Annotated in this window: 16 protein-coding genes; 9 read left to right on the plus strand and 7 right to left on the minus strand. The window is 60.5% G+C overall.

Features of this window, described 5'->3' with window-relative positions; translation table 11 throughout:
- Window position 1: 1 nt before the first annotated feature.
- The 4 genes from AC07X9_RS20870 to AC07X9_RS20885 form a co-directional block, all read right to left on the minus strand.
- Window positions 2-1,006, minus strand: coding sequence for a LacI family DNA-binding transcriptional regulator (locus tag AC07X9_RS20870; RefSeq protein ID WP_019052826.1), 1,005 nt, complete (start codon window positions 1,004-1,006; stop codon window positions 2-4).
- A 178-nt stretch (window positions 1,007-1,184) separates the two neighbouring features.
- Window positions 1,185-2,633, minus strand: coding sequence for a TolC family protein (locus AC07X9_RS20875; RefSeq protein ID WP_086486384.1), 1,449 nt, complete (start codon window positions 2,631-2,633; stop codon window positions 1,185-1,187).
- 2 nt (window positions 2,634-2,635) lie between these two features.
- Entirely contained in the window at window positions 2,636-3,697 is a 1,062-nt protein-coding gene (locus tag AC07X9_RS20880; RefSeq protein ID WP_086486383.1) for an efflux RND transporter periplasmic adaptor subunit, read from the minus strand.
- Window positions 3,694-5,376, minus strand: a complete 1,683-nt coding sequence (locus AC07X9_RS20885) for an ATP-binding cassette domain-containing protein (RefSeq protein WP_086486382.1) — start codon at window positions 5,374-5,376, stop codon at window positions 3,694-3,696. Before AC07X9_RS20885 ends, AC07X9_RS20880 begins: the two co-directional genes overlap by 4 nt.
- Before the next feature lie 448 nt (window positions 5,377-5,824).
- On the opposite strand from AC07X9_RS20885, the gene AC07X9_RS20890 reads away from it, so the two are divergent.
- From AC07X9_RS20890 to AC07X9_RS20900, 3 genes are read left to right on the plus strand one after another with little or no spacing between them, the layout of a single operon-like run.
- Window positions 5,825-7,204: a glutamine synthetase family protein gene (locus tag AC07X9_RS20890; protein WP_167383168.1), complete on the plus strand. Its 1,380-nt coding sequence runs from the start codon at window positions 5,825-5,827 to the stop codon at window positions 7,202-7,204.
- 43 nt (window positions 7,205-7,247) lie between these two features.
- Window positions 7,248-8,543, plus strand: coding sequence for an aspartate aminotransferase family protein (locus AC07X9_RS20895; RefSeq protein WP_086486380.1), 1,296 nt, complete (start codon window positions 7,248-7,250; stop codon window positions 8,541-8,543).
- Entirely contained in the window at window positions 8,536-9,531 is a 996-nt protein-coding gene (locus AC07X9_RS20900) for a phosphotransferase enzyme family protein (RefSeq protein WP_086486379.1), read from the plus strand. Before AC07X9_RS20895 ends, AC07X9_RS20900 begins: the two co-directional genes overlap by 8 nt.
- Before the next feature lie 49 nt (window positions 9,532-9,580).
- Here the strand turns inward: AC07X9_RS20900 and AC07X9_RS20905 are convergent, their stop codons facing one another.
- Both AC07X9_RS20905 and AC07X9_RS20910 read right to left on the minus strand, forming a co-directional pair.
- Window positions 9,581-11,077 carry an aldehyde dehydrogenase gene (locus AC07X9_RS20905; protein ID WP_086486378.1) on the minus strand — a complete coding sequence of 499 codons (1,497 nt, stop codon included), beginning with the start codon at window positions 11,075-11,077 and terminating at the stop codon, window positions 9,581-9,583.
- 19 nt (window positions 11,078-11,096) lie between these two features.
- The gene (locus tag AC07X9_RS20910; RefSeq protein WP_017183747.1) at window positions 11,097-11,924 is read right to left on the minus strand and encodes a type 1 glutamine amidotransferase; all 828 of its coding nucleotides are present in this window, start codon (window positions 11,922-11,924) and stop codon (window positions 11,097-11,099) included.
- A gap of 92 nt (window positions 11,925-12,016) precedes the next feature.
- Here AC07X9_RS20910 and AC07X9_RS20915 point away from each other — a divergent pair, with 92 nt between their 5' ends.
- On the plus strand, window positions 12,017-12,589 hold the full coding sequence (locus AC07X9_RS20915; protein WP_241763668.1) for a DUF3237 family protein: 573 nt from the start codon (window positions 12,017-12,019) through the stop codon (window positions 12,587-12,589).
- Between the two features lie 13 nt (window positions 12,590-12,602).
- Here AC07X9_RS20915 and AC07X9_RS20920 read toward each other — a convergent pair whose 3' ends face one another.
- Entirely contained in the window at window positions 12,603-13,343 is a 741-nt protein-coding gene (locus AC07X9_RS20920; RefSeq protein WP_017183745.1) for a GntR family transcriptional regulator, read from the minus strand.
- Between the two features lie 252 nt (window positions 13,344-13,595).
- Between AC07X9_RS20920 and AC07X9_RS20925 the strand changes: the two genes are divergently transcribed.
- The 5 genes from AC07X9_RS20925 to AC07X9_RS20945 are packed head-to-tail and all read left to right on the plus strand — an operon-like array spanning window position 13,596 to window position 21,002.
- The gene (locus AC07X9_RS20925) at window positions 13,596-14,897 is read left to right on the plus strand and encodes an NAD(P)/FAD-dependent oxidoreductase (protein WP_017183744.1); all 1,302 of its coding nucleotides are present in this window, start codon (window positions 13,596-13,598) and stop codon (window positions 14,895-14,897) included.
- Window positions 14,898-14,937: 40 nt separating this feature from the next.
- On the plus strand, window positions 14,938-17,211 hold the full coding sequence (locus AC07X9_RS20930) for a TonB-dependent receptor (protein ID WP_017183743.1): 2,274 nt from the start codon (window positions 14,938-14,940) through the stop codon (window positions 17,209-17,211).
- A 41-nt stretch (window positions 17,212-17,252) separates the two neighbouring features.
- Window positions 17,253-18,413, plus strand: coding sequence for a hypothetical protein (locus AC07X9_RS20935; protein WP_017183742.1), 1,161 nt, complete (start codon window positions 17,253-17,255; stop codon window positions 18,411-18,413).
- Between the two features lie 14 nt (window positions 18,414-18,427).
- Window positions 18,428-19,573 carry a serine hydrolase domain-containing protein gene (locus AC07X9_RS20940; protein ID WP_495197999.1) on the plus strand — a complete coding sequence of 382 codons (1,146 nt, stop codon included), beginning with the start codon at window positions 18,428-18,430 and terminating at the stop codon, window positions 19,571-19,573.
- Entirely contained in the window at window positions 19,554-21,002 is a 1,449-nt protein-coding gene (locus AC07X9_RS20945) for an NAD-dependent succinate-semialdehyde dehydrogenase (RefSeq protein ID WP_017183740.1), read from the plus strand. The genes AC07X9_RS20940 and AC07X9_RS20945 overlap by 20 nt, the downstream gene beginning before the upstream one ends.
- Window positions 21,003-21,020: the final 18 nt, after the last annotated feature.

Genomic DNA, 21,020 nt, shown 5'->3' on the forward strand with positions numbered 1-21,020 from the left:
GTCAGGCGGACGCGCGCTGTACCAGTGTCGGTGCCATACAGACCGATTCCGCGGGCGTTCCGGCCAGCCGATCGAACAAAAGCTGTACCATCAGCGCCGCTCCGCGCGCGACATCCTGCCGGATCGTGGTGAGCGGCGGGTTGGTCTGGGACGCGACCATCACATCGTCATAGCCGACAACCGAAACGTCGTGCGGCACCCGCAGTCCGGCGTCGCCCAGCGCCCGCAATGCGCTCATGGCGATCACGTCCGACGCCGCGACGATCCCATCAACGGGCGGATGATCGGCCAGGAAGGCACGGATGGCGTCATAGGATGCCTGGGTAGTCAGATGGGCGGGAAGGAGCAGGCCTTCGCCCTTGCCAGCCTGCGCCAGCGCTGCACGAAAACCGGCATGGCGGGCGGCGAATTCGGGGACGTCGGGATTGCCGAAAAAGGCAAGATGGCTGCGGCCCTGCGCCAGCAGATGGTCCGCCGCCATCCGGCCACCCGCTACATTGTCCGACCCTACGGTCAGTTGGGCATAGCCATCGACCGCCGCACCCCAGACGACGAGCGGTTGATAGCGCGCCGCTACCCGTTCGATCACGTCGATCTGGTCGGACTGGCCGATCAGCAGCGCGCCATCCACCCGCCCGCCATCGACGATCCGGTCCAGCCACTGACCGTCGGTGGGAATGACGCGCGTGAGCAGCAGGTCATAGCCACGGTCGGCCAGCGCATCGGCCAGCGGCCCGATCAGACTCATGAAGAAGGGATCGGACAGATGCTGCTGCGTTTCATGGCCAAGGGGCAGGATCACACCGATCGCGCCGGTGCGTCCAAGCCGCAGGTTCCGTGCCGCGCGGTTGATCTGAAACCCATGTTCCTGCGCCAGCGCCTCGATCCGTTCGCGGGTGGCGCGAGCGATCATCGGGTTGCCCGACAAGGACCGCGACACTGTGGATACAGAGACCCCAGCGATCTTTGCCAGTTCCGCGAGGCTGGAGGCATGGGTGGATTTCATAACCTATCGCAATGTCCACAGATTATTTGCCGATTAGCGGCATAGCTAATAGGCGGATTAGGTTCGAGTCCGTATCCCATGAAAGATATTGAAGCAAGGAACCAGAAGGTCGCGGAGGGCTGCATGACCTGCTGGAGGACATCACAGCAGCGATTGGTCGATTGCTAATATTGTCTCATCACTCTGAAATGACGGCCAGGCCGAGCGCGTCTTCATCGGCAGTCGCCGCGGCGAGTTCAGCGCGCGCTGCGGCGATGCGGGCTTGGGCTTCTATCAGCTTCACCTCGGCGTTCGTCGCGCTTTCCTCGCGCTGATTGACCAGGAAAAAGTCGCTTGATCCAAGCGCGAAGCGGCGGCGTTCCGCGCTTGCCAACCGCTGCGCCAGCACGAGCTCTTTTTCGGTCGTCGCGACCAACTGGTTTGCCGTGTCCACTTCTATCCCGATTGCGGTGACTTCGGCGCGGATTTTCTCGGCCAGAAACTGTTGCTTGACCGACAGTTCATCGATCTTCGCCCGTGTTTCGGCCAATTTGCCCTTGGCCTTGCGGTTCTGGAGCGGAATCTTAAACGTGATGCCGACGATCATTTCAAGCGGCGTCCGGTTCGTGCCGCCAAGGCCCGCCGGTCCAACGTCCTTGGCGACCTCTCCGCCAAGGTCAAGCCGGGGCATCAGGTCGTTGCGGGCGAGCGCGAGCTTGACGGTTGCCTTGTCAATCTCCTCAAGCATGATTGCAAAGTCGGGACGGCCCTCCAGATTGAAGGCGGGATCTGACCTGATGCCATCGAGTGCGGTAGCATCGGCTGGCAGCCGCGCTTCGTCGACAACAACCGGCGTGCCATCCGCGCTGCGATAATAGAGCGACAGCTTTACCGCAGCGGCCCGGAAATCCTGCCGGGCTTCGACCACGAAAGCCTGCCGCCTGACCAGGTTCGCTTCATTCTCCGTCAGCAGGATGTCGGGTTTGGCACCAAGCTGCACTTGCCGCTCGATTCCGTCGGTACGTCCCCCCGCCAGCGCCAGTAGTGCTTCGTAAGCCTTGAGCTTCAATCCGGCGGCGACCCATTTCTGATAGGCTTCAACCGCGCGGGCCTGGACCCCGATGCTCGTCGCTCTGGTTTCGAAGCGAGCGATGTCGATATCATTGGCGGCCAGCCTGAACTCGGAACGCCGCGCGTCGATCAGCCGATCGCGCAGCAGCGAATAGAGCCCGCCGACTTTCAGTTCGCCTAGCCGGTTGGTGTAGGATTTGTCTTCATAGATGGGAAAGTCGCCGCGCGACGCGCGGTATTGCCCATAGACATAGCCGCCATTGTTGCTGAGCGGCTGTTCGGTCTTGCCGGCAATTTCCGTGCCGTCATAATAGCCCAGCGTCCGGCTGCGCGCCTCGACCGCAAAGACAGTGTCGAACGCGCCCTGGGCGGTCAGCGCGCGCGCCTCGGCCTGACGGTTGCGTGCCAGTGCCGCGATGATTTCTGGCGCGGAACGGGCTGACGACCGCAATACCTCTTGCAGCGTTAGCGGCCGGGCCGCTTCGTTCACCGACGACTGCGCTGCATTCTCTTGGCCATGCACAGTCGCAGGTACGGCAGCGCTTAGCAATGCTGCCATGCCGATCACGATCCGCATCGTCACTTCTTCTTTTCGATCGAGCTTTTGCCAGATGTTTCCTGCGCCTTCTGCGCGACCTGATCCTGCCCGAAGTTCAAGGGGAAATCGTTGAGCTGGCGCCATAGTTCGTAGCCGACCGTTACATTGTCACCCTGTATCCAGCCCAGCACCTTCCCGCCCTGGCGGACGAAACGGCGGTCCGGCCAGGCCGGCTTTCCGGGCCGCGGTTCGACCAGCACTCGGTACAGGCCATCGGTGCGCGGGGTCGGGTCCACAGAGCGGACCTGACCATCGTAGATGCCGACCGCGAAGGCGGGCCATCCGCTGAACTGGAATGCGGGGAAGCCTTCGAACTCAAGTCGCACAGGGCGCCCTCTGTCGACGAGGGGGATGTCGCGTCCGTCAACGAACAGTTCGACAGCACGTTCAATCTGTTCTGGCGCGATGGTGGCCAGCACCGTTCCCGCAGAAATCAGAGCGCCGCCTGCTTGCGCGTTCAGATTTTGTATGCGTCCGCCCCGCGGCGCGGTGACGATCTGCGCCGATTGCCGCATTTGCCGGACTTCAATCTGCTTGAGCTTCGCCCGCGCTTCAGCAAGCTTGGCGTTGGCATCCGCAACCTTGATCTGCGTCTGTTCATAGTCGCGTCGCGCGGCCAATCCTTCGGAAAATAGCTGGCCGGTGCGTCCAACGTCGATCGAGGCGACCGCGCGGGCCTGTTCGACCGCTGCAATCTGCGCCTGCACTTCGGCCTTTTCCGCTGCAAGGCGCTCCAGAAAGTTGGGGTCGAGATCAACGACCTTGACGATCGGATCGCCCGCCTTGACCAGTTGCCCGTCCTGAACGAAGAAGCGGTCCACCCGGCCTTCCACCAGCGACGACACTTGCTGCGGCCGGTCGTCCGGGTCGAGCGAAATGACCTGTCCGCCGCCCTGCGCAGTCTGCCGCCAGGGAACGAAGAGGATCGCGATGGCAAGGCACAGGCCAACGAATATCAGCCAGGCCACGACGATGACCAAGCGTGGCGGGTTGAGGCTGGCAAGGGAACGGAAATGCGTCAGGTGGCTCGCGCTGATCGTCACGCTTGTGCCTCCTTCTCAACCAGGAACCGTGACAGGGCGGCCGTGTCGGTAAAGCGATGTTGCGTCGTCGCCCCCAGCCAATAGCAGCTGTCGAGATGTACGGCTTCGGGCCTTCCGGTAAACAAGAGTACCGTCGTGCCCTGTTCGCGCAACATCCGTAACGTCGCCTGAAGGGGGCCGTCGGGCATCATATCGTACAGCTGTGACAGCAGCAATACTTTGGGCCGGCTGATCAGCGCGGTGGCGGCCTTGAGCTGCATCACCTCCAAGATGGAGAGCGGTGACCCGGAACTTGCCAGTTGCGTGTCCAGACCTTTGGGCAGGCTCGAAATGCGCGTCGTGAGGCCGACAATGTCGAGCACCTTGATGATGACGGCGCTGTCGGCATCTCCCCCTGCCGCCATGTTCAGATATTCGCGGATGGTCACATCGACGATACTGGGCCGGTTCAGCACCACCACGGCGGACCGCAGCAGATACATATCAAAACTGCCAAGGTCGCTGCCACCGATCGTCAGCAGGCCGGTATCGGGATTGACGTGACGCTTGAGCAGCAACGCGATCTGCCTCTCGACGCCGGGCTCTGCCAGCATGACGGTCTGCTCGCCGCTCTCGATCGAAAAATTGAAGCGTGAGCTGGCCAGTTCCACATTGCGAAAGCGGACCGAACCGTCAGGCGGAGCCTGGCCATTTAAGTCCAGCGCCTCCTGGGGAATGGCGAAAATCTGCGACAGTTCTTCCGAACTGGCCACCAGATCGTAGAAAGTGTCGAGATACCAGCCGAGTTGCGCAATCCCGTAGAACACCCCCGACAATATGAGTTCGGCGGCGACGAGCTGCCCGATCGACAGTTCGCCTGCCAGGATGAGGTTGCCGCCTAGCGCGAGCAGCGCGGCCGCAGCGAAGGCATAGACCAGGAAATAGGCGAGAGCCTGCGCGAAGCTATAGCGGAAGTAGCGACGGTGGGCGCGGATATAATTGGCCGTCACGGCCTCCGACTGGTCCATCGCAAAGGTCAAATGCCGCGCCGATTTATAAAAGCCGTTCGATGCGCCGACGCTCTCCAGCCATTGAGCGGCCTCATGCTTGGCATGTGACACGCCGATAGCGCCTGTGATCGCGCCGTGACGCCATACCATCCAGATGGCAATGCAGGTGACGATCAGCACTATGTTGAACGCCAGGAAAAAGGGGTGGTAGAAACTCGTCACGACCAGGCCGACCGCGCCCTGAAGGATGATCGTGAAGGCACCGATGACGAGGCTGGGCACCGCTTTCTGAACGACGATCATGTCGAAATAGCGGTTGAACAGGCTTCCCCGGCTCTCATCCAGAAAAAACGGGTTCTGCGCATGAACAGCCCGAACCGTGACTTCGGCGACCACCCGCGCGAAAATCCGACGCTCGAACATCGTCAGCAGGTAGAGGCGCAGGGCGCTCAGGCAAGCGACAAGGAGCAGCAGGACCAGCAGGACGCCCGACAATATCCATAGCGGCGCGACCAGGGCCGTGCGCGCCACCGAATTGATGAGTAGCTGGACCGAAATCGGTGTCGCCAGTGACAGCAATGTAATGGCCAGCGTGTAGACGACGCCAACATTCACATAGCCCTTGTCGGGTCCGACTATCTCACCAAGCCACGCGGCAGCATGCCGCAGACCGAACTGCTCGCCAGCCAATTTCCGTCCTCATCTTATGTGTGTGGCGCATGTAAAAAGGTCGCTGGCCGCCGACAAGATGGCAATGCTGCTGTGCAACATTTACTTACATGGAAGAGCCGGTCCTGAAATGCGAACGAGCGCCTTTCGGGTGTCGAACAGGTCCATAATTTCTCGACCTCGCATTGTGGATATACTCGGTGGGCAGTCGCAGCGAATTTATGATCAGTTGGCGTGCTCTGGTCATCCTATAATCCGACTCAGCCAGAACGCACAACCCAACTGCACCGACAGCAGCGAAAGCTCGTACATTTTCGACAACACCCTCCGGCCCAGCAAAACGCCGACGCGCCATTCACTTGGTTGTCACCGCCTGCCACAGTGCCGACAATAGCCTTGACACGTCGATAATGTGATCACTATATTGGCGTGCAACTGTATAAAACCGCGTCAGTCAAGTTTGGAAGCCATGCAGAACATTCCTCAACCAGCCGATGCCTTGGAATTTCTAGAGGCGAATCCGGAGATTGAATTCATCGAGGTCATTTTTACCTCGATGGCAGGGGTGCCGCGTGGCAAGCGTGTGCGACGCTCGGAACTGCTTAACATATACGAAAATGGGCGGCTGCTGCCGGGCTCCATGCTGGTGGTTGATGTCACCGGACAGGATTGCGAAGAGACCGGGCTGGTCTGGGGCAATGGCGATCCCGATTTCTTGCTGCGTCCGGTTCCAGGGACGCTGGTCAAGGCGCCTTGGCTGGGCGAAGGTGTGGCACAAGTGATCACATCTATGTACAATCTCGACGATACACCCAACGATCTTGATCCGCGCCATGTGCTTCAGCGGGTGCTTGATCGCTTTGCCGAGATCAACCTGACGCCGGTGGTTGCTTGCGAGATCGAATATTATCTGGTCGATCCGGTGCGCGGACCGCGTGGCGAGCTGCGCCTGGCACCACCGCCGGGCAAGGCGAACCCGCCCGAACTTATCGATGTGTTCAGCCTGCGTGACATTCAGGACTATGCCCCTTTCTTCAAGGAACTGTGGCGTCTGGCTGACATACAGGGCATCCCGCTTGAAGCGGTGATTTCGGAATATGCTGCGGGCCAGGTGGAACTGACGCTGCATCATGGCCCCGATGCCCTGCGCGCGGCGGACGAGGCGCTGATGTACAAGCGTCTGGCGCGCGGCCTGGCGGCGACGATGGGGATGGAAGCCACGTTCATGGCCAAGCCGTTCACCCATTCAGCAGGCAGTAGCATGCACCTGCACTTCAGCATCAACGATGATGCAGGCGACAATATTTTTGCCAGCGAAAATCCACAAGGCACGCTCGTGATGCGTCATGCCATCGGCGGCTTGCGCGAAACGCAGGCCGAAGCTTTCGGCATTTTCGCGCCCAACGCCAATTCCTACCGGCGTTACCGGGCCAATTCCTATGCGCCCACAGCGCCGATCTGGGGCGTGAACAATCGCTCGGTTTCGTTGCGCGTGCCAGCCGGGCCGCCCAAGTCGCGCCATGTCGAACATCGTTTCGCAGGTGCCGATGCCAATCCCTATCTGGCGCTGGCGGCGATGCTGGCAGGTGTCCACCATGGCATCATCAACCAGGTCGATCCCGGCCCTCCGGTCGAAGGTGATGGCTATAAGGCTGCTGCAAGCTCGCCCCACCAGGTGCCGGGCAACTGGTACGCAGCGATCGATGCGCTCGATAAATCCGACATCCTGCGGGATTATCTCGGATCGCGGTTCGTGGACATGTACTGCGCCGTAAAGCGCGTCGAGCAGGATCGCTTCTTCAGCGAAGTCGTTTCGCTGGATTACGACTGGTATCTCAAGACCGTCTGATCCGCCCGCTTTGGTGCCAGCCCACCGGACAGGGAACAACGCCGTGAACGAGCCTATGAATGATCAGGCCATTGCCGACCTGATCAAGCGCCGCAATGCTGCCTTTGGCCGTGGAGCGAAACTATTCTATGAAAAGCCGCTGCACCTGACGCGGGGTGAAGGCGCGTATCTGTTCGATACGGGCGGTCGCCGTTATGTCGATATGTACAATAATGTACCCTGCGTCGGCCACGCCCACCCGCGCATAGTAGAGGCTATGACGCGTCAGCAAGGCACGCTCAACACGCATAGTCGCTATCTACACGAAAGCGCCATAGCTCTTGCAGAGCGGCTTACCGCCTTGCAACGGGTCACCGAAAGCGCCGTGTTCAGTTGCAGCGGCACCGAGGCCGTCGAAGTAGCGCTACGCATGGCGCAAATTGCTACTGGCGCGCGCGGGATCATCTGCACGAACCATACTTACCATGGCAATAACGCGCTTGTCGGCGCGCTCACCAATCTGAGCGTGGACGACAGACGCCATGCCGGCCTGCGGTCGATACCCTTTCCCGAAACCTATCGTCCGATCGAACATGGTTTATCGGGGGCAGCGTTGGCCGATGCCTATATCGCCCGGCTCCGCGCGGCGATTGATGAACTACAGGCCGAAGGCGCAGGGATCGCTGCCCTGATCCTGTGCCCGATCCTCGCTAACGAGGGACTTCCGGACATACCGGAGGGTTTCATGGGCAAGGCCATGCACGAGGTGAAATCCGCCGGTGGCCTCATCATCGCGGATGAGGTTCAGGCGGGGTACGGGCGCACTGGACAATGGTGGGGCTATGACGCGGTCGGGCTGATCCCGGACATCGTCGTCACCGGCAAGCCCATGGGGGCGGGCCTGCCACTGGCGGCCACCACCGCTCGCCGGGATCTGGTCGAAGCTTTCCGCGCAGAAACCCGCTACTTCAACACATTTGCGGCAAGTCCGTTGCAGGGCGAGGTCGGGCTTGCAGTGATCGACACGCTCGAATCCGAAGGGATGATCGACAATGCCCGCACCGTGGGAGCGGCGCTGAAGGCCGGGCTGATGGAGAGCATGGGGCGCTGGGATAGCATAGGGGATGTGCGCGGTGTCGGCTTGTTCATCGGGATCGAGTTCGTCGATGGCGGGGGCGCGCCAGACAAGCCTCTCGCCTTCGACGTGGTGTGCCGCCTGCGCGATCATGGTTTCCTCACTTCTATCGACGGGGCGTTCAACAACATGGTCAAGATCCGCCCGCCGCTGCCATTGCAGGCTGCCGACGCCGCCGCGTTTCTCGATGCGTTCGACGTCGTCATGAAATCCATCCATGCCTGAAAAGCTGACGATCGAGCACTATGCTGACGCGGCGCAGGCGGCGGCTGATGCCTTCGGCCTCCAGGCTGCGGAACTGCGTCCGATCTCGATGACCGAAAATGTCGTGTTTCGACTGCGTGAAGCGAAGACAGGTCAACTCTATGCCTTGCGGTTGCACCGTCCGGGCTATCACGCGCTGGACACGCTGGTTTCCGAGCGTGACTGGACAACGGCCCTGGCCGACAAGGGGATGATGGTACCGACTGGAAGACGGGCCTCAAATGGAGACTGGTATGTGCCTATTGCGACGCCCGATCCCGGTGGGTTTCGCCATGCCGGGGTGACGATCTGGCACGAAGGGCAAACGCTGGAAAGCAGGATCGGATCGGACCGTGGGCCTGAAACCTGGCCGTGGTTCCACAGGCTGGGCGCTCTGCTTGGCGAATTGCACACCCACACCCGGAATTGGGTGATCCCTTCAGGGTTCGTTCGTCATCGGCTCGACATCGATGGCCTGGTGGGCGAAACGCCTTTCTGGGGTCGCTTCTGGGACAGCGCGTTGCTCGACGATCAGGAAAAACGCTTGCTGTTGAGCGCGCGGGAATGGGCCACCGCTAGACTATATGATCTTCAGGCCAACGGCGCGTTGTTCGGCCTGATTCATGCCGACAGTCATCTCGACAATGTGTTGATCAGTGGAGACCGTCTTGGTCTGATCGACTTTGATGATTGCTGCTATGGGTGGCTGGCATTCGATATGTGCGTGGCCTTGCACAGCAGTTGGGGCCATGCTGACTTCGCATCGATCCGCGACCATTTTCTTGCAGGCTACGAAATGCAGCATGCGTTGCAGGCTGACATTCTGCAACAGCTTGATCTGTTCCTGCTCCTACGGTCGTTACAACTGGTGAGTTGGCGCGAAATGCGGCCCGATATAGCCGCAAACCTGCGCAAAGAGCTTTGGATGCCAAAGCTTGCGCAGGACATTCAAAAGGCGCTCGCGTCCTGACGCTAGGATGCGCCGACGCGGGGGCAGTGGCCGGCGCATGGCTTCTGACTTAGCCGAACGTGTGGCTTATGACCTTCACGTCGCAATATTTTTCGAGCGCATGGATGCTGCGGTCACGGCCAAAGCCGGACTGGCGGAAGCCGCCGAAAGGCATAGTGATGTCGCAGCTGTCCCAACCGTTGATCCATACCATGCCCGCTACCAGCGCGTCGGCAAAGCGGTGCGCCCGGTTCATGCTGGCCGTCCAGAGCCCTGCCGCAAGGCCGTAGCGCGTGCCGTTGGCAATGCTCAACGCTTCATCGTCAGTGTCGAATGCGGTGACGCACAACAGTGGACCGAAAATCTCCTCCTGCGCCAGTGGGTGGTCGGACGGCACATCGGCAATGATCGTGGGCAGCATATAGTAGCCGCCTGTATCTGTGCGTGCGGCCTGCCCCCCACATAGGATACTCAGCCCGTCCGCCCGTGCACGGTCGACCTGTGCCAAGACCGCTTCGAGATGACCCTTGCTCGACAGCGCACCAAGGTTCGTCGCTTCGTCCAGCGGATCGGCGGGAATGATGTTGCTGGCAACGGCGGTCACGCGATCGAGCACCGTCTCCATCACCGCACGCTCCACCAGCAGGCGTGAGCCTGCCGTGCACACCTGTCCCTGGTTATAGAAGATGCCCCAGGCGGCCTGGGTGGCCACCATATCCAGATCCTGCCAGTCGGCAAAGACGATGTGCGGCGACTTGCCGCCTAGTTCGAGGCTGACCCGCTTCAGGTTGCTATCGGCAGCCGCACGCAGCAATTGTCGGCCCGTTCGTTCGGAACCGGTAAAGGCAATCAGTTGCACGTCCATATGCCGCGCCAGAGCATCGCCTGCCTCGTGCCCAAGGCCCGTCACGACGTTGAGCACGCCTGCGGGAAGGCCCCCCTCAATCGCGGTCCGGGCGAGCTTGAGCGCAGTCAGAGATGTGAGTTCGGACGGCTTCATCACAAGGGTGTTGCCTGTCGCCAGTGCGGGCGCGATCTTCCACATCGCCAGATGAAGCGGGAAATTCCACGGTACGATCACGCCGATCACGCCAAGAGGCTCATGCACGGCATAAGACAGACGGGAGGCGGGTGACGGGCCAACCTCACCATAGACCTTGTCGATCGCCTCGGCATAGTAGCGCAGCGTGTTGATCGCCTGTGGAATGTCGAAGCTGCGCGTGGCGCTGATCGGCTTGCCGGTATCGATACATTCCAACAGCGCAAAATCCTCCGCCTGCGCCTCGATCAGGTCGGCAAAATGGAGCAGGAGGCGCTTGCGATCGCGCGGAGCCATGTGGCGCCACTGTCCGGCATCGAAAGTCGCTTTCGCATTCGCCACGGCAAGATCGACGTCTGCTGTGGTACACCGCGCAATCCGGTTGATGCTGGTGCCATCGCGCGGGCTGACATTGTCCAGCGTTTCGCCATGCGCCGTTGCGCGGAAAGCGCCGTCGACGAACGGCTGCGGAGGCAGGCTATGCACGAGCAGCGACACATGCGCCAAGGCGTCATCTGGAGTAATCATGGCATGCGACCCTTTGCTGCTATTCGCCGAGATGGCGCAGCCAGTTGCGCAGTTCAGTGCGGCGGATGCTGCCATCGAGAATGTCGGTGTCGATCCCGAGCCGCCAGACCACGGGTGCGTCGACCGCGGCTTCCGCAGCGATCCGCAAGTCTGCGATGTGACTGTCGAGCATATTGCGGGTATCGAAGAATTGCCCGCCCACCATGTCGTCGCCATAGCCTTCGTATATTTCGGCAAGATGCGGGAGGTCGAACTCAGGATGATATTGCACGCCCCAGGCGATGCTCCTGCCAAGGGGAATGACGGCGGCCTGGACCGGGCAGCGGCTGTTGCTGGCCAACAAGACACTGCCTTCAGGAAGGCGTGAGACATGGTCGTAGTGAATGCATGGCGCATCGAACGCGCTGGCGCGGTCGGTAAGGAGAGGATGGCCTAACCCATCGGTGGTTGGGACGATCTTTCGTGCAAAGCCCATCTCTGCATGGGCGTCGTTGCGCTCGACCGCGCCACCCCCCGCGACCGCGCAAATTTGCAACCCCCAGCAACTGCCAAGGATCGGCAGGCCTGCGTCAGCCACGCGCCGCACCCAGTCGATCTGGCGCGTGACGTCCGGCTCATTGTCGTAAGCGTGCAGGGCAGAGCCGGAGATGACAAAGCCCGCATAATTTTCAGGCGAGCGAGGCGGCTGCGCGCCTTCGTCGGCGCCGTAAAGGACATCGATCTGCAAGTTCGGGTTTTCGGCAAGCAAAGCCCGGACATAGACTTCAGCCGTCGTCTCCTGCCCAAGATGCGCGGCGCGTTCCCGTGCGGGCTGGCTGCTGCCTTCCATCAGAAGGATATTTTTCATTATAGACCTCAAGGTGTGATCACATTATCCTGCCTCAGCTCGAACCCGTTTGCAACCGCAACTGTCGTGTTAGTGATCACAAGGAGGATGTCATGGCCCAATTGACGAGGCGAAGGATGATGGCGGCGGCAGGCGCAGGCGGCATATCGTTGCTTGCTGCCAGTGCCGGTGCGTCGGGCGCGGCCCCTGCTGCCTCGGCTGGCATGGCGCACGGCAAAGCGCGACCTGCGCCGCGCCCGGAGTGGATTTACGACGCCACGGTGGAGCTTGAGAAGGACATTCCGATGGGCAAGACGATACGGGGCGATCGTTTTCGCGTGCCGATCATCGGCGGCACATTCTCCGGCCCGGAGATGAGCGGTCGCATTTTGCCGGGCGGCTTCGACTGGCAGCTCCTGCGTCGGGACGCCTATTGGGAACTATCCGCCGACTATTTCATGGAAACTACGGACGGCGTCCAGATTCATGTGTTAAATCAGGGTCTTTGGTACAGCGCCAGCGGGGATTGGCCTGCAACTTATGCGGTGACGACTCCGCAGTTGGAGGCACCCGACGGTCGCTACGAATGGCTCAATCGCTATATTTTCACCGGAACCGTGGGGCAGGGCGGTACTGCCGAGAAGCCGGCGGTACAGCTGTCGATATTCCGATTGCTGAACCCTTGATCAGTGCCGGTCGTTAGCCGCGCTTTCGCGGCTTGCTATCCTTCGCTGCTGCTGCGGCATTGAAGCGCATCAGTTCATTGCCGATGTGGGTGATGCCGTCGCGAAGATCGGCCTCGATAGCAATGCGAAGGGCCATCCGGTTCCGGGCGCGCACGGCGTCCAGCGCCTCGGCATGGCGATCTACCGTGAATTCAGGCCCGATATATACCAATGCCTGGCGCAGGAACGGCCCGATCTGCAGCCAGAGTGATTCTATCAACGGTACGAACACCGAATCGGGCTGTGCCGAATATAGCGTGCGGTGAAAAGCAAAGTTGCCAGCCAGCCATCGATCATAGTCCCTGATCCTGACTCCCTCATCGACTTCATCGTTATACTCGACGAGTTTTGCGATCAGGGCATCGTCCACATATCCCAGCGCCCGCGACGCAGCCTCTGTTTCCAGCGCTATGCGCGCCGCCAGCAGGTCATCGAATCGCTCGGGCGACATGACCGGAATGCGAATGCGCCGGTTGCCAAGCAGTTCGACGGCGCGTTCCGCGGCAAGACGCCGCAACGCTTCGCGGATGGGCATGGCGCTTACGCCGAGTCGTTCGGCCAGGCCGCGAATCGTTAGCGGTTCACCGGGTGCGATCCGGCCGAGCAGGATGTCGGTCCGCAACTCGCTGTAAACCCGTTGCTGCACAGTCACGACGTCGACCGCAGCATCCTGGTCCACCGGCTCAATCTCGGCGATCCTAGACAATTTTTTCACCTCAAACAGACGGCTACGGGAAAATGTGATGCCAACATCCCGCCTCTATCGCATCGCTATGGGTGTTGACAACCAAAGGATGTCTTAATATGTGATCACATTATAGCAGTATGCAACGATCCATGATCTACTGTGACGAAGTCCGTTAAATGCCACACGCAGTCGTGGGTCCGGATCGTTCTGCCGCCAAACTTATTCCCAGCCGCACGGTTGTCGTGCGGTTCTAAAAGCTAACCAGAAACGGTCTGATCGATGGAACATGCGCCGATCCGCAAGCCCTATGCCGGCCTGCCCTCATATTATGCCGCAACCGCCAATCGCGTGACCGAACGCCCGCAGCTGCGCGGCGAGGAAAGGTGCGACGTGGCGATCGTAGGTGCGGGCTTCACCGGCATGTCGGCGGCGCTTGAACTTGCCGAACGCGGATATAGCGTCATCGTGGTTGAAGGCGAACGGGTGGGCTGGGGGGCTTCCGGTCGCAATGGCGGCCAACTCGTCAACGGTTACAGCCGCCAGCTTTCCGAAGTGCGCAAGCATTATGGCGCGGAGGCGGAGCGCCAGTTTGGCGAAATTGCGCGCGAAGGATCGGACATCATTCGCGAACGTGTTGCAAAATATGGCATCGAATGTGACCTGCGCGACGGAAACAGCATTGTCGGCATGCACGATGCGCACATGCGCTTCCTGCGTGGTCGCGTGGAGGAATGGCACCGCCACGGTTATACCGACGTCGAATTGCTGGAAGGCGATGCAATCCGCAAGGTCGTCAACTCCGATCGCTATGTCGGTGGCTATTACGATCCGCGCGGCGGCCACATGCACTCGCTGAACTATGTGCTAGGCGAAGCGGCAGCATTTGAGGCACTGGGCGGGCGCATCTTTGAACAGTCGCGCGTGACCAAGGTCGACCGTTCGGCTCGGCCCGTTGTCCATACTGCGCAGGGGCATATCGTAGCCAATAAGGTGCTGGTGTGCGGCAACGCCTATCTTGGTGACGCCGCGCCGGACCTTTCGGGCCGCATCCTGCCGGTATCCAGCCAGATCATCGGCACGGAAATCCTGGGCAAGGAATTGCTGGACGAACTTTTCCCGGCCAATGCGGCGGTCGAGGATACACGCTACATTCCCGACTATTATCGCAGGACCGCCGATCACCGGATCATCTATGGCGGTGGATCGGTCTATGGCGGCATCGATCCGGCCAATATCACAGCCAAGATCATGCCGCAGTTGCTGCAGACATTCCCGCAATTGCGGAACGTGAAGATCGACTTTGTGTGGGCGGGCAATTTCGCCCTGACGATGACCCGCTATCCGCAAGTGGGGCGCGTGTCCGACAGCGTATATTATTCGCAAGGTGACAGCGGCCATGGCGTGACCACCACGCAGATGCTCGGCCGCCGGCTGGCCGAAGCGATCGACGGTCAACTCACCAAGTTCGATGTGTTCGCGCGGCTTCCCTACATTCCGTTCGTAGGGGGCAAGCTATTGCGCGTGCCATACTGCGTCATTGGGTCCTGGTATTATGGATTGCGGGACAAATTGGGCATTTAGCAACCAACAAAAATCCAAAAACTAATCGGGGAGAAATGACATGCGACTTCGTCTTACCACCTCAGCCTCGCTGATCGCGTTGCTTGCCACCCCGGCCTTTGCGCAAACTAGTCCGCCGACCGATGGCGACGCGATCGTGGTAACCGCACAGAAGCGGGAGCAGAATCTGCAGGATGTGCCGATCGCGATCACGGCCGTATCCGGGCAGGCCTTGCGCGACCAGCGTATCCGTACCATCGACGAAATCGGAACCCAGGTCAGCAACACGCAGATTTATCAGGACAAGGGGGGCAGCCAGCCCAACTGGACGATCCGCGGGGTTTCGCTGTTCGATTTCAACGTCAACAACAGCCCGTCCACCTCCATTTTTATCGATGACGTCTATCAGCCTTCGACAGTGCTTGGAGCGGGCGGCATCTTTGACCTCCAGCGCGTCGAAGTGCTCAAAGGCCCGCAGGCCGGCCTTTATGGCCGCAATTCTGTGGGCGGTGCCGTGCAGATCATTTCGCACGAGCCAAAGCCCGGTGACACGGACGGCTATGTGAATGTCGACTATGGTTCGTGGAACCGCTACCGCATCGAAGCGGCGCAATCGCTTTCGCTGGGGGAGAATACGGCGTTCCGGCTTTCCGTACTTAACGATGGCAGCTTCGGCGGCGGATGGCAGAAGAGCCTGGCCGGCGGGCGAAAATGGGGCGAGCCTGATCGTCTGGCGGTGCGCGGACTGCTCCGTTCCGAGATCGGCCCGCTTACTGCAAAGTTGAAGGTCTTTTACGCGCGCGACAAGAGTGACACGGTGCTGGCAACAGCGTCCGGGGCCTATTCGCCGACCGGTCCGGACTTTTGCGATGCCTTGCTCGCAGGGCGGCTCGATCAGGCCAATTGCCTCACGCTGGCCCAGAGCATCGACCCGTCGCTGGCTGGCGCGGGAGCGCAAAGCAAAGACGGCAAGCGCGTCCTTTCCCAGGGAGAGAACCGCCTCAACAATGAAGAACTTTCGGCCACGCTCAACCTCTCGGCTGATCTTGGCGGTGTCACCATTACGTCGATCACCGGACTGACGCGCTTCGATTTCGGTTTTGCTTTCGATTATGACGCAAGCCAGCTCAACCTTGGGGGTTGGACCGAACAGGCCGGACTGCGCAACTTCAACCAGGAACTGCGCATCGCATCCTCGTCCAGTGGCGCCTTCCGCTGGCAGGGTGGCGTGGTTTATACCAACTATCGGTTCAACGAGTTCAAGGAGTTTAACTGGACCGACAATCCACTCCTGTTCGATACATTCAACCCGATCTTCGGTGTCGACTATCAGGACCTGTTCCTTGATGTGACCTATAACCAGAAGACCCGCTATTGGGGCATTTACGGTCAGTTCGACTATGACATCACGCCGGAACTGACTTTCAGCGGCTCGGTTCGCTACTCCGATGAAAAGACCACATATCGCAACGGTCGTACCGGCTTCCGCAAGATCACCAGCTTCCCCGCGCCAGGTGGCATCGACCTTATCCCGGTTGGCGACATCGACCGTGATTATAAACTTGGCGATCATTGGACGGGTTCGGCAACGCTATCGTACCGCCCGACGGATACCGCCACGCTCTACACAACCATCTCGCGCGGCTATAAGTCGGGCGGCGTACCGGGCGGTTTCCCGCAGACACCCGAAGATACGCTGCCTTATGGCGAGGAGTTCGTCCTCAACTTCGAGGGCGGTTTCAAGACCGAATGGCTTGATCGTACGCTACAAGTGAACGGGTCGGTTTTCTATTACGACCATGACGATATCCAGGCCTTCACCACGCTTCCTAGCACCCTGACACCGGGTCAGTTCGCGTTCCGTCTGACCAACATCGGTAACGGCTATAATTTTGGCGCCGAACTCGAAGTTGTGGCGCGGCCGGCGCGCGGCCTGCGGCTGGCGGCGTCGGTCGGCTATCTGAAGGCCAAGATTACCGACAGCGACAAGGTATTCTTCTCGCTGGATAATCAGGTCATTCCTTGGGAAGGTCAGCGGCTCGACTATGCACCGACCTGGAGCGGCATCCTTTCGGCCAGCTACCGCGCAGAGTTGAGCGCAGGACGTAGCCTGACCTTTGCGGGCGACTATAACTTCCGGTCGCGTCTGCGCTTTGGGCAGACTGCGGTGGATGAAGCGCTGCGCGGCGTTCCGGGTTATGGCGTTGCCAATGGTCGCATCACGCTGGCCGATGAATCCGGTTGGTCACTCGCCGTGTGGGGCAAGAACCTGTTCGAAAAGGCCTATATCACGGACGCTGGCAACGACGGCGTAGGAAGCTTCTACCGTACCTAAGGTGAGCCGCGCTCGGTTGGTGTCGCGCTGGGCTACAGGTGGTGAGCGGGCAATCGCCCGACCCTGCCAAACGGCGCATAGATGTCGCTGCGGCCATCGGATATGGCATTTGCGCCGTCGCCATCCTCTCGCTCCAGCCACTCGCGTTCGGCCCGTTGGTCGAAGCCGGGTGGTTGAGCGAGAGCAGGCTTGGCGAGATTGCCGGGCTGGAAACAGCCGGATTGGCATTGACATCGGCGATACTGCCAGGATGGCTGACGGGAAATTTCTTCCGGCTCAAGCTTGCCGTTCTGGCGGCGCTGATTGTCGCCTGCAACGTGGCGACGCCCTATGCAGGCTATTCGACAGGGCTGCTGCTTGTGCGCCTGCTGTGCGGGCTTGCAGAGGGCGGCGTGCTCGCCGGAGCGTTCGTGGTCCTGTTCCACACCGGCAATCCCGATCGCATGAACGCCTTGTTTCTGGCTGTGTCCAATACCGTTATCGCCATCGTGTCCTACATCATTCCAACGGTGATTTTGCCTGTCTATGGCACGCCGGGGCCATTCATGCTGATGGCGGGTCTTGGCCTGTTCGGCCTGGTGATGATCTTTGCAGTAGGGCACAAGCCTGAAGCCATGGCCGCGCCGGTCAGCAGCTGGCGCTCATGGCCCTTTGCGACCTGGCTCGTGCTCCTGGGCATCATATTGCAGAATGCCGGTGTGCTTTCCGCATGGGTGTTTCTTGAATCCACCGCTCGTGCCGCCAATCTCGGTGCGCAACCATTGGCGCTTTCGGCATCGCTTGGCATTCTTGCGCAGGTCGCCGGTGCTACCGCGATCGCGCTTGTCGGCTACAGGTTGCCGTCAGGCAAAAGCCTCATGATCGGCAGCAGCATGCTTGCAGGGGCAATATACTGGCTGGGGCATCCCATGGGCGCTGTGTCATTCGTTCTGGCCAATGTCCTGATGGGCGCCTGCTGGCTTGCGTTACTGCCATTGTCGATCAAGCTGATCTGCGAGATCGAGCGCAAACATCACGCGCTCTACCTCACGGCGGCTGCACAGATGGTGGGCCTGAGTATTGGCCCGCTTGTTTCTTCGTTATTCGTGTCCGAACAGTCTGTCGAACCTGCCTATCTGGTCGGCTTTGGCATGGCTGTCTTGGCGGTAATTGCCCTTGGGCTGGCCGCCAACTCACCTGACCGCATCAGACGCACTCACTAACAAGGGCCAGTAGCATGGTTTGGACTACCCGCGACACCGGCCTGTTCCGAGGCACACCTCAAACAGATCATTTCCGCCGCATGGCGAGTGTTACGCCTTGCCGCCGTATAAACCGCGCAGATCACGCGCGGCCATTTCCGCCGGCAAAGCAGGGTCTTTCGCTGCCGAAAACCTTTCAAGCCAGCGGCCAGACCCACGACCTTGCAACCTTCCTAGACGATGTGACGACCACCGGCCTGCTGGTGCTGCACAAGGGCGAGAAGGTCTATGAGAATTATTGGGAAGGCAACCGCGCCGACTCCCAGGTCGCGATCTTCAGCTGCACCAAGAGCTTCGTTTCCACGCTGGTGGCCTGTGCGCTGCGCGATGGATATATTGCCAGCCTTGACGATCGCGCCGACAAATATGCCCCTGAACTGAAGGGTTCGGGCTATGAAGGGGTGCGGATAGAGGATATTCTCCAGATGTCCTCCGGCGTGCGTTGGAACGAGGATTATGGCGATCCCCATTCCGACATCGCGCGCTTTGCCGCCGCCTATCTCGAACCGGCATCGTTCGACGCGGTCTGCGCCTCGCTGCCGCGTGAACATGCACCGGGGACGTTCAACCGCTACAATACGTGCGATACGCATGTTCTGGGCATGGTCGTGAGCCGCGCGGTCGGCCAGTCGCTGACCGACTATCTCCAGCATCAGGTCTGGGACAAGCTCGGCATGGAGGATGATGCGTTCTTCCTGATCGACGGCAAGGGCGTGGAAGCCGCTGGCATGGGCCTTCAAGTTACGCTGCGCGACATGGCCAAGCTTGGGCAGTTCATGCTTCGCGGCGGCCTTTCTCCAGACGGCGAGCAGCTTCTGCCCGCTGGCTGGATCGAAGCCTGTTCGACAGCGACCAAGGACCACCTCAAGCCCGGCGAGCGGGCGACATCAACCTACCCCTGGGGCTATGGCTATCAGTGGTGGATACCCGACAATAGCGGTGCCTACAGCGCTCTTGGCGTGTATCACCAGATGATCTGGGTGGACCCCGCAAAGGATGTGGTGATCGCCAAGACCACCGCCTACGCCGCGTTCGGGCAGGACCATGAGGACGAGAACCGGGTCGATCAACTGCATTTTGCCGCCTGCCACGCCATCGCAGATGCAGCGGCCAAGGGCTGAAGACGTGATCCAAGCTGAACTTTTCGCACATGGCGTTGCCGCGCATGGTCTTGCCGTCAGCAATCCGGCCAGCGGCGCGGTTATCGCGACTGTGCGCTCATGGTCTGCGGCGGAGGTCGAGGCTCTGGTGCCCGTGGTCGACATGGCGGGCCGCGCCTGGACCGCCCGGACCGCAAAGGACCGCGCAGTCATCCTGCGCCGCTGGTTCGATCTCATGCTCGCGCACAAGGATGCGCTCGCCGCGATCTGCACCGCTGAATGCGGCAAACCACTGGCGGAAAGCGCGGGGGAAGTGGTCTATGCAGCGGGTTTCATCGAATGGTATGCCGAGGAAGGCAAGCGGATCTATGGCGAGATCACGCCGACTTTCGCCCCCGACAAGCGCGTCCTGACCCTGACGCAAGGTATCGGCACCACGGCCGCAATCACGCCGTGGAACTTCCCAATTGCGATGATCACCCGCAAGGTCGGCCCCGCGCTTGCCGCAGGCTGTCCGATGATCCTCAAGCCGGCTGAAGCCACGCCGCTTTGTGCACTGGCGCTGGAGTATCTCGCGCTTCAAGCCGGGCTTCCCGAAAACCTGTTTCGTGTGGTTCCGACCAACGATCCGGTAGGGGTTGGCAAGCTGCTATGCTCTCATCCGGTGATCCGCAAACTCAGCTTCACGGGATCGACCGCTGTTGGCAAGCTGCTGCTTGAACAATGTGCGGGCACGGTCAAGCGCACCAGCATGGAACTGGGTGGCAATGCGCCATTCATCGTCTTTGACGATGCCGATCTTGACAAGGCGATCGACGGCATCATGGTCGCGAAGTTCCGCAATGCCGGGCAGACGTGCGTTTGCGCCAATCGCATTCTGGTGCAGGATGGGATCTATGATGCTTTCCTTGCGCGGTTCGTGCGGCGGGTCGCAGCCCTTCGGCTGGGCGATGGCGCCGATCCCGAAACGCAGATCGGCCCACTGATCGACCGTCGCGCGGTGGCCAAGGTGCGGTCGCTAATCGATGGTGCTGTCGCCGAAGGTGCCAGCCTTGCCACGGGTGGCGTCAGCCATCCGGCGGGCGAGAATTTCGTCGCACCCACGATCCTGACCGGCGTGACGCCGGACATGGACATAGCCCGGTCGGAGATTTTCGGCCCTGTGGCGTCGGTCATCCGTTTCGCCACGGAAGCTGAGGCAGTAGCGATCGCCAACGACACGCCATACGGCCTTGCCGCCTATATCTACGCCAGCGGCATGGCCCGCATCTGGCGGGTCATGGAGCAGCTTGAATATGGCATTATCGGGGTCAATGAAGGGGTCATCTCGACCGAAGTGGCGCCCTTTGGCGGTATGAAGGAATCCGGCCTTGGTCGCGAAGGTTCGCGCCACGGCATCACCGATTATCTCGAACTCAAATATGTTTTGTTGGGAGGCATTGCCGCGTGACCGGCGCTCATAACCACA

This window comes from Sphingobium sp. GW456-12-10-14-TSB1 (genome assembly GCF_059424385.1).

Coding starts and splice junctions, on each gene's coding strand:
- AC07X9_RS20870 (WP_019052826.1), bottom strand. CDS start 1,006: ATGAAATCCACCCATGCCTCCAGCCTCGCGGAACTGGCAAAGATCGCT.
- AC07X9_RS20875 (WP_086486384.1), bottom strand. CDS start 2,633: ATGCGGATCGTGATCGGCATGGCAGCATTGCTAAGCGCTGCCGTACCT.
- AC07X9_RS20890 (WP_167383168.1), top strand. CDS start 5,825: ATGCAGAACATTCCTCAACCAGCCGATGCCTTGGAATTTCTAGAGGCG.
- AC07X9_RS20900 (WP_086486379.1), top strand. CDS start 8,536: ATGCCTGAAAAGCTGACGATCGAGCACTATGCTGACGCGGCGCAGGCG.
- AC07X9_RS20905 (WP_086486378.1), bottom strand. CDS start 11,077: ATGATTACTCCAGATGACGCCTTGGCGCATGTGTCGCTGCTCGTGCAT.
- AC07X9_RS20910 (WP_017183747.1), bottom strand. CDS start 11,924: ATGAAAAATATCCTTCTGATGGAAGGCAGCAGCCAGCCCGCACGGGAA.
- AC07X9_RS20915 (WP_241763668.1), top strand. CDS start 12,017: ATGGCCCAATTGACGAGGCGAAGGATGATGGCGGCGGCAGGCGCAGGC.
- AC07X9_RS20925 (WP_017183744.1), top strand. CDS start 13,596: ATGGAACATGCGCCGATCCGCAAGCCCTATGCCGGCCTGCCCTCATAT.
- AC07X9_RS20930 (WP_017183743.1), top strand. CDS start 14,938: ATGCGACTTCGTCTTACCACCTCAGCCTCGCTGATCGCGTTGCTTGCC.
- AC07X9_RS20940 (WP_495197999.1), top strand. CDS start 18,428: ATGGTTTGGACTACCCGCGACACCGGCCTGTTCCGAGGCACACCTCAA.
- AC07X9_RS20945 (WP_017183740.1), top strand. CDS start 19,554: ATGCAGCGGCCAAGGGCTGAAGACGTGATCCAAGCTGAACTTTTCGCA.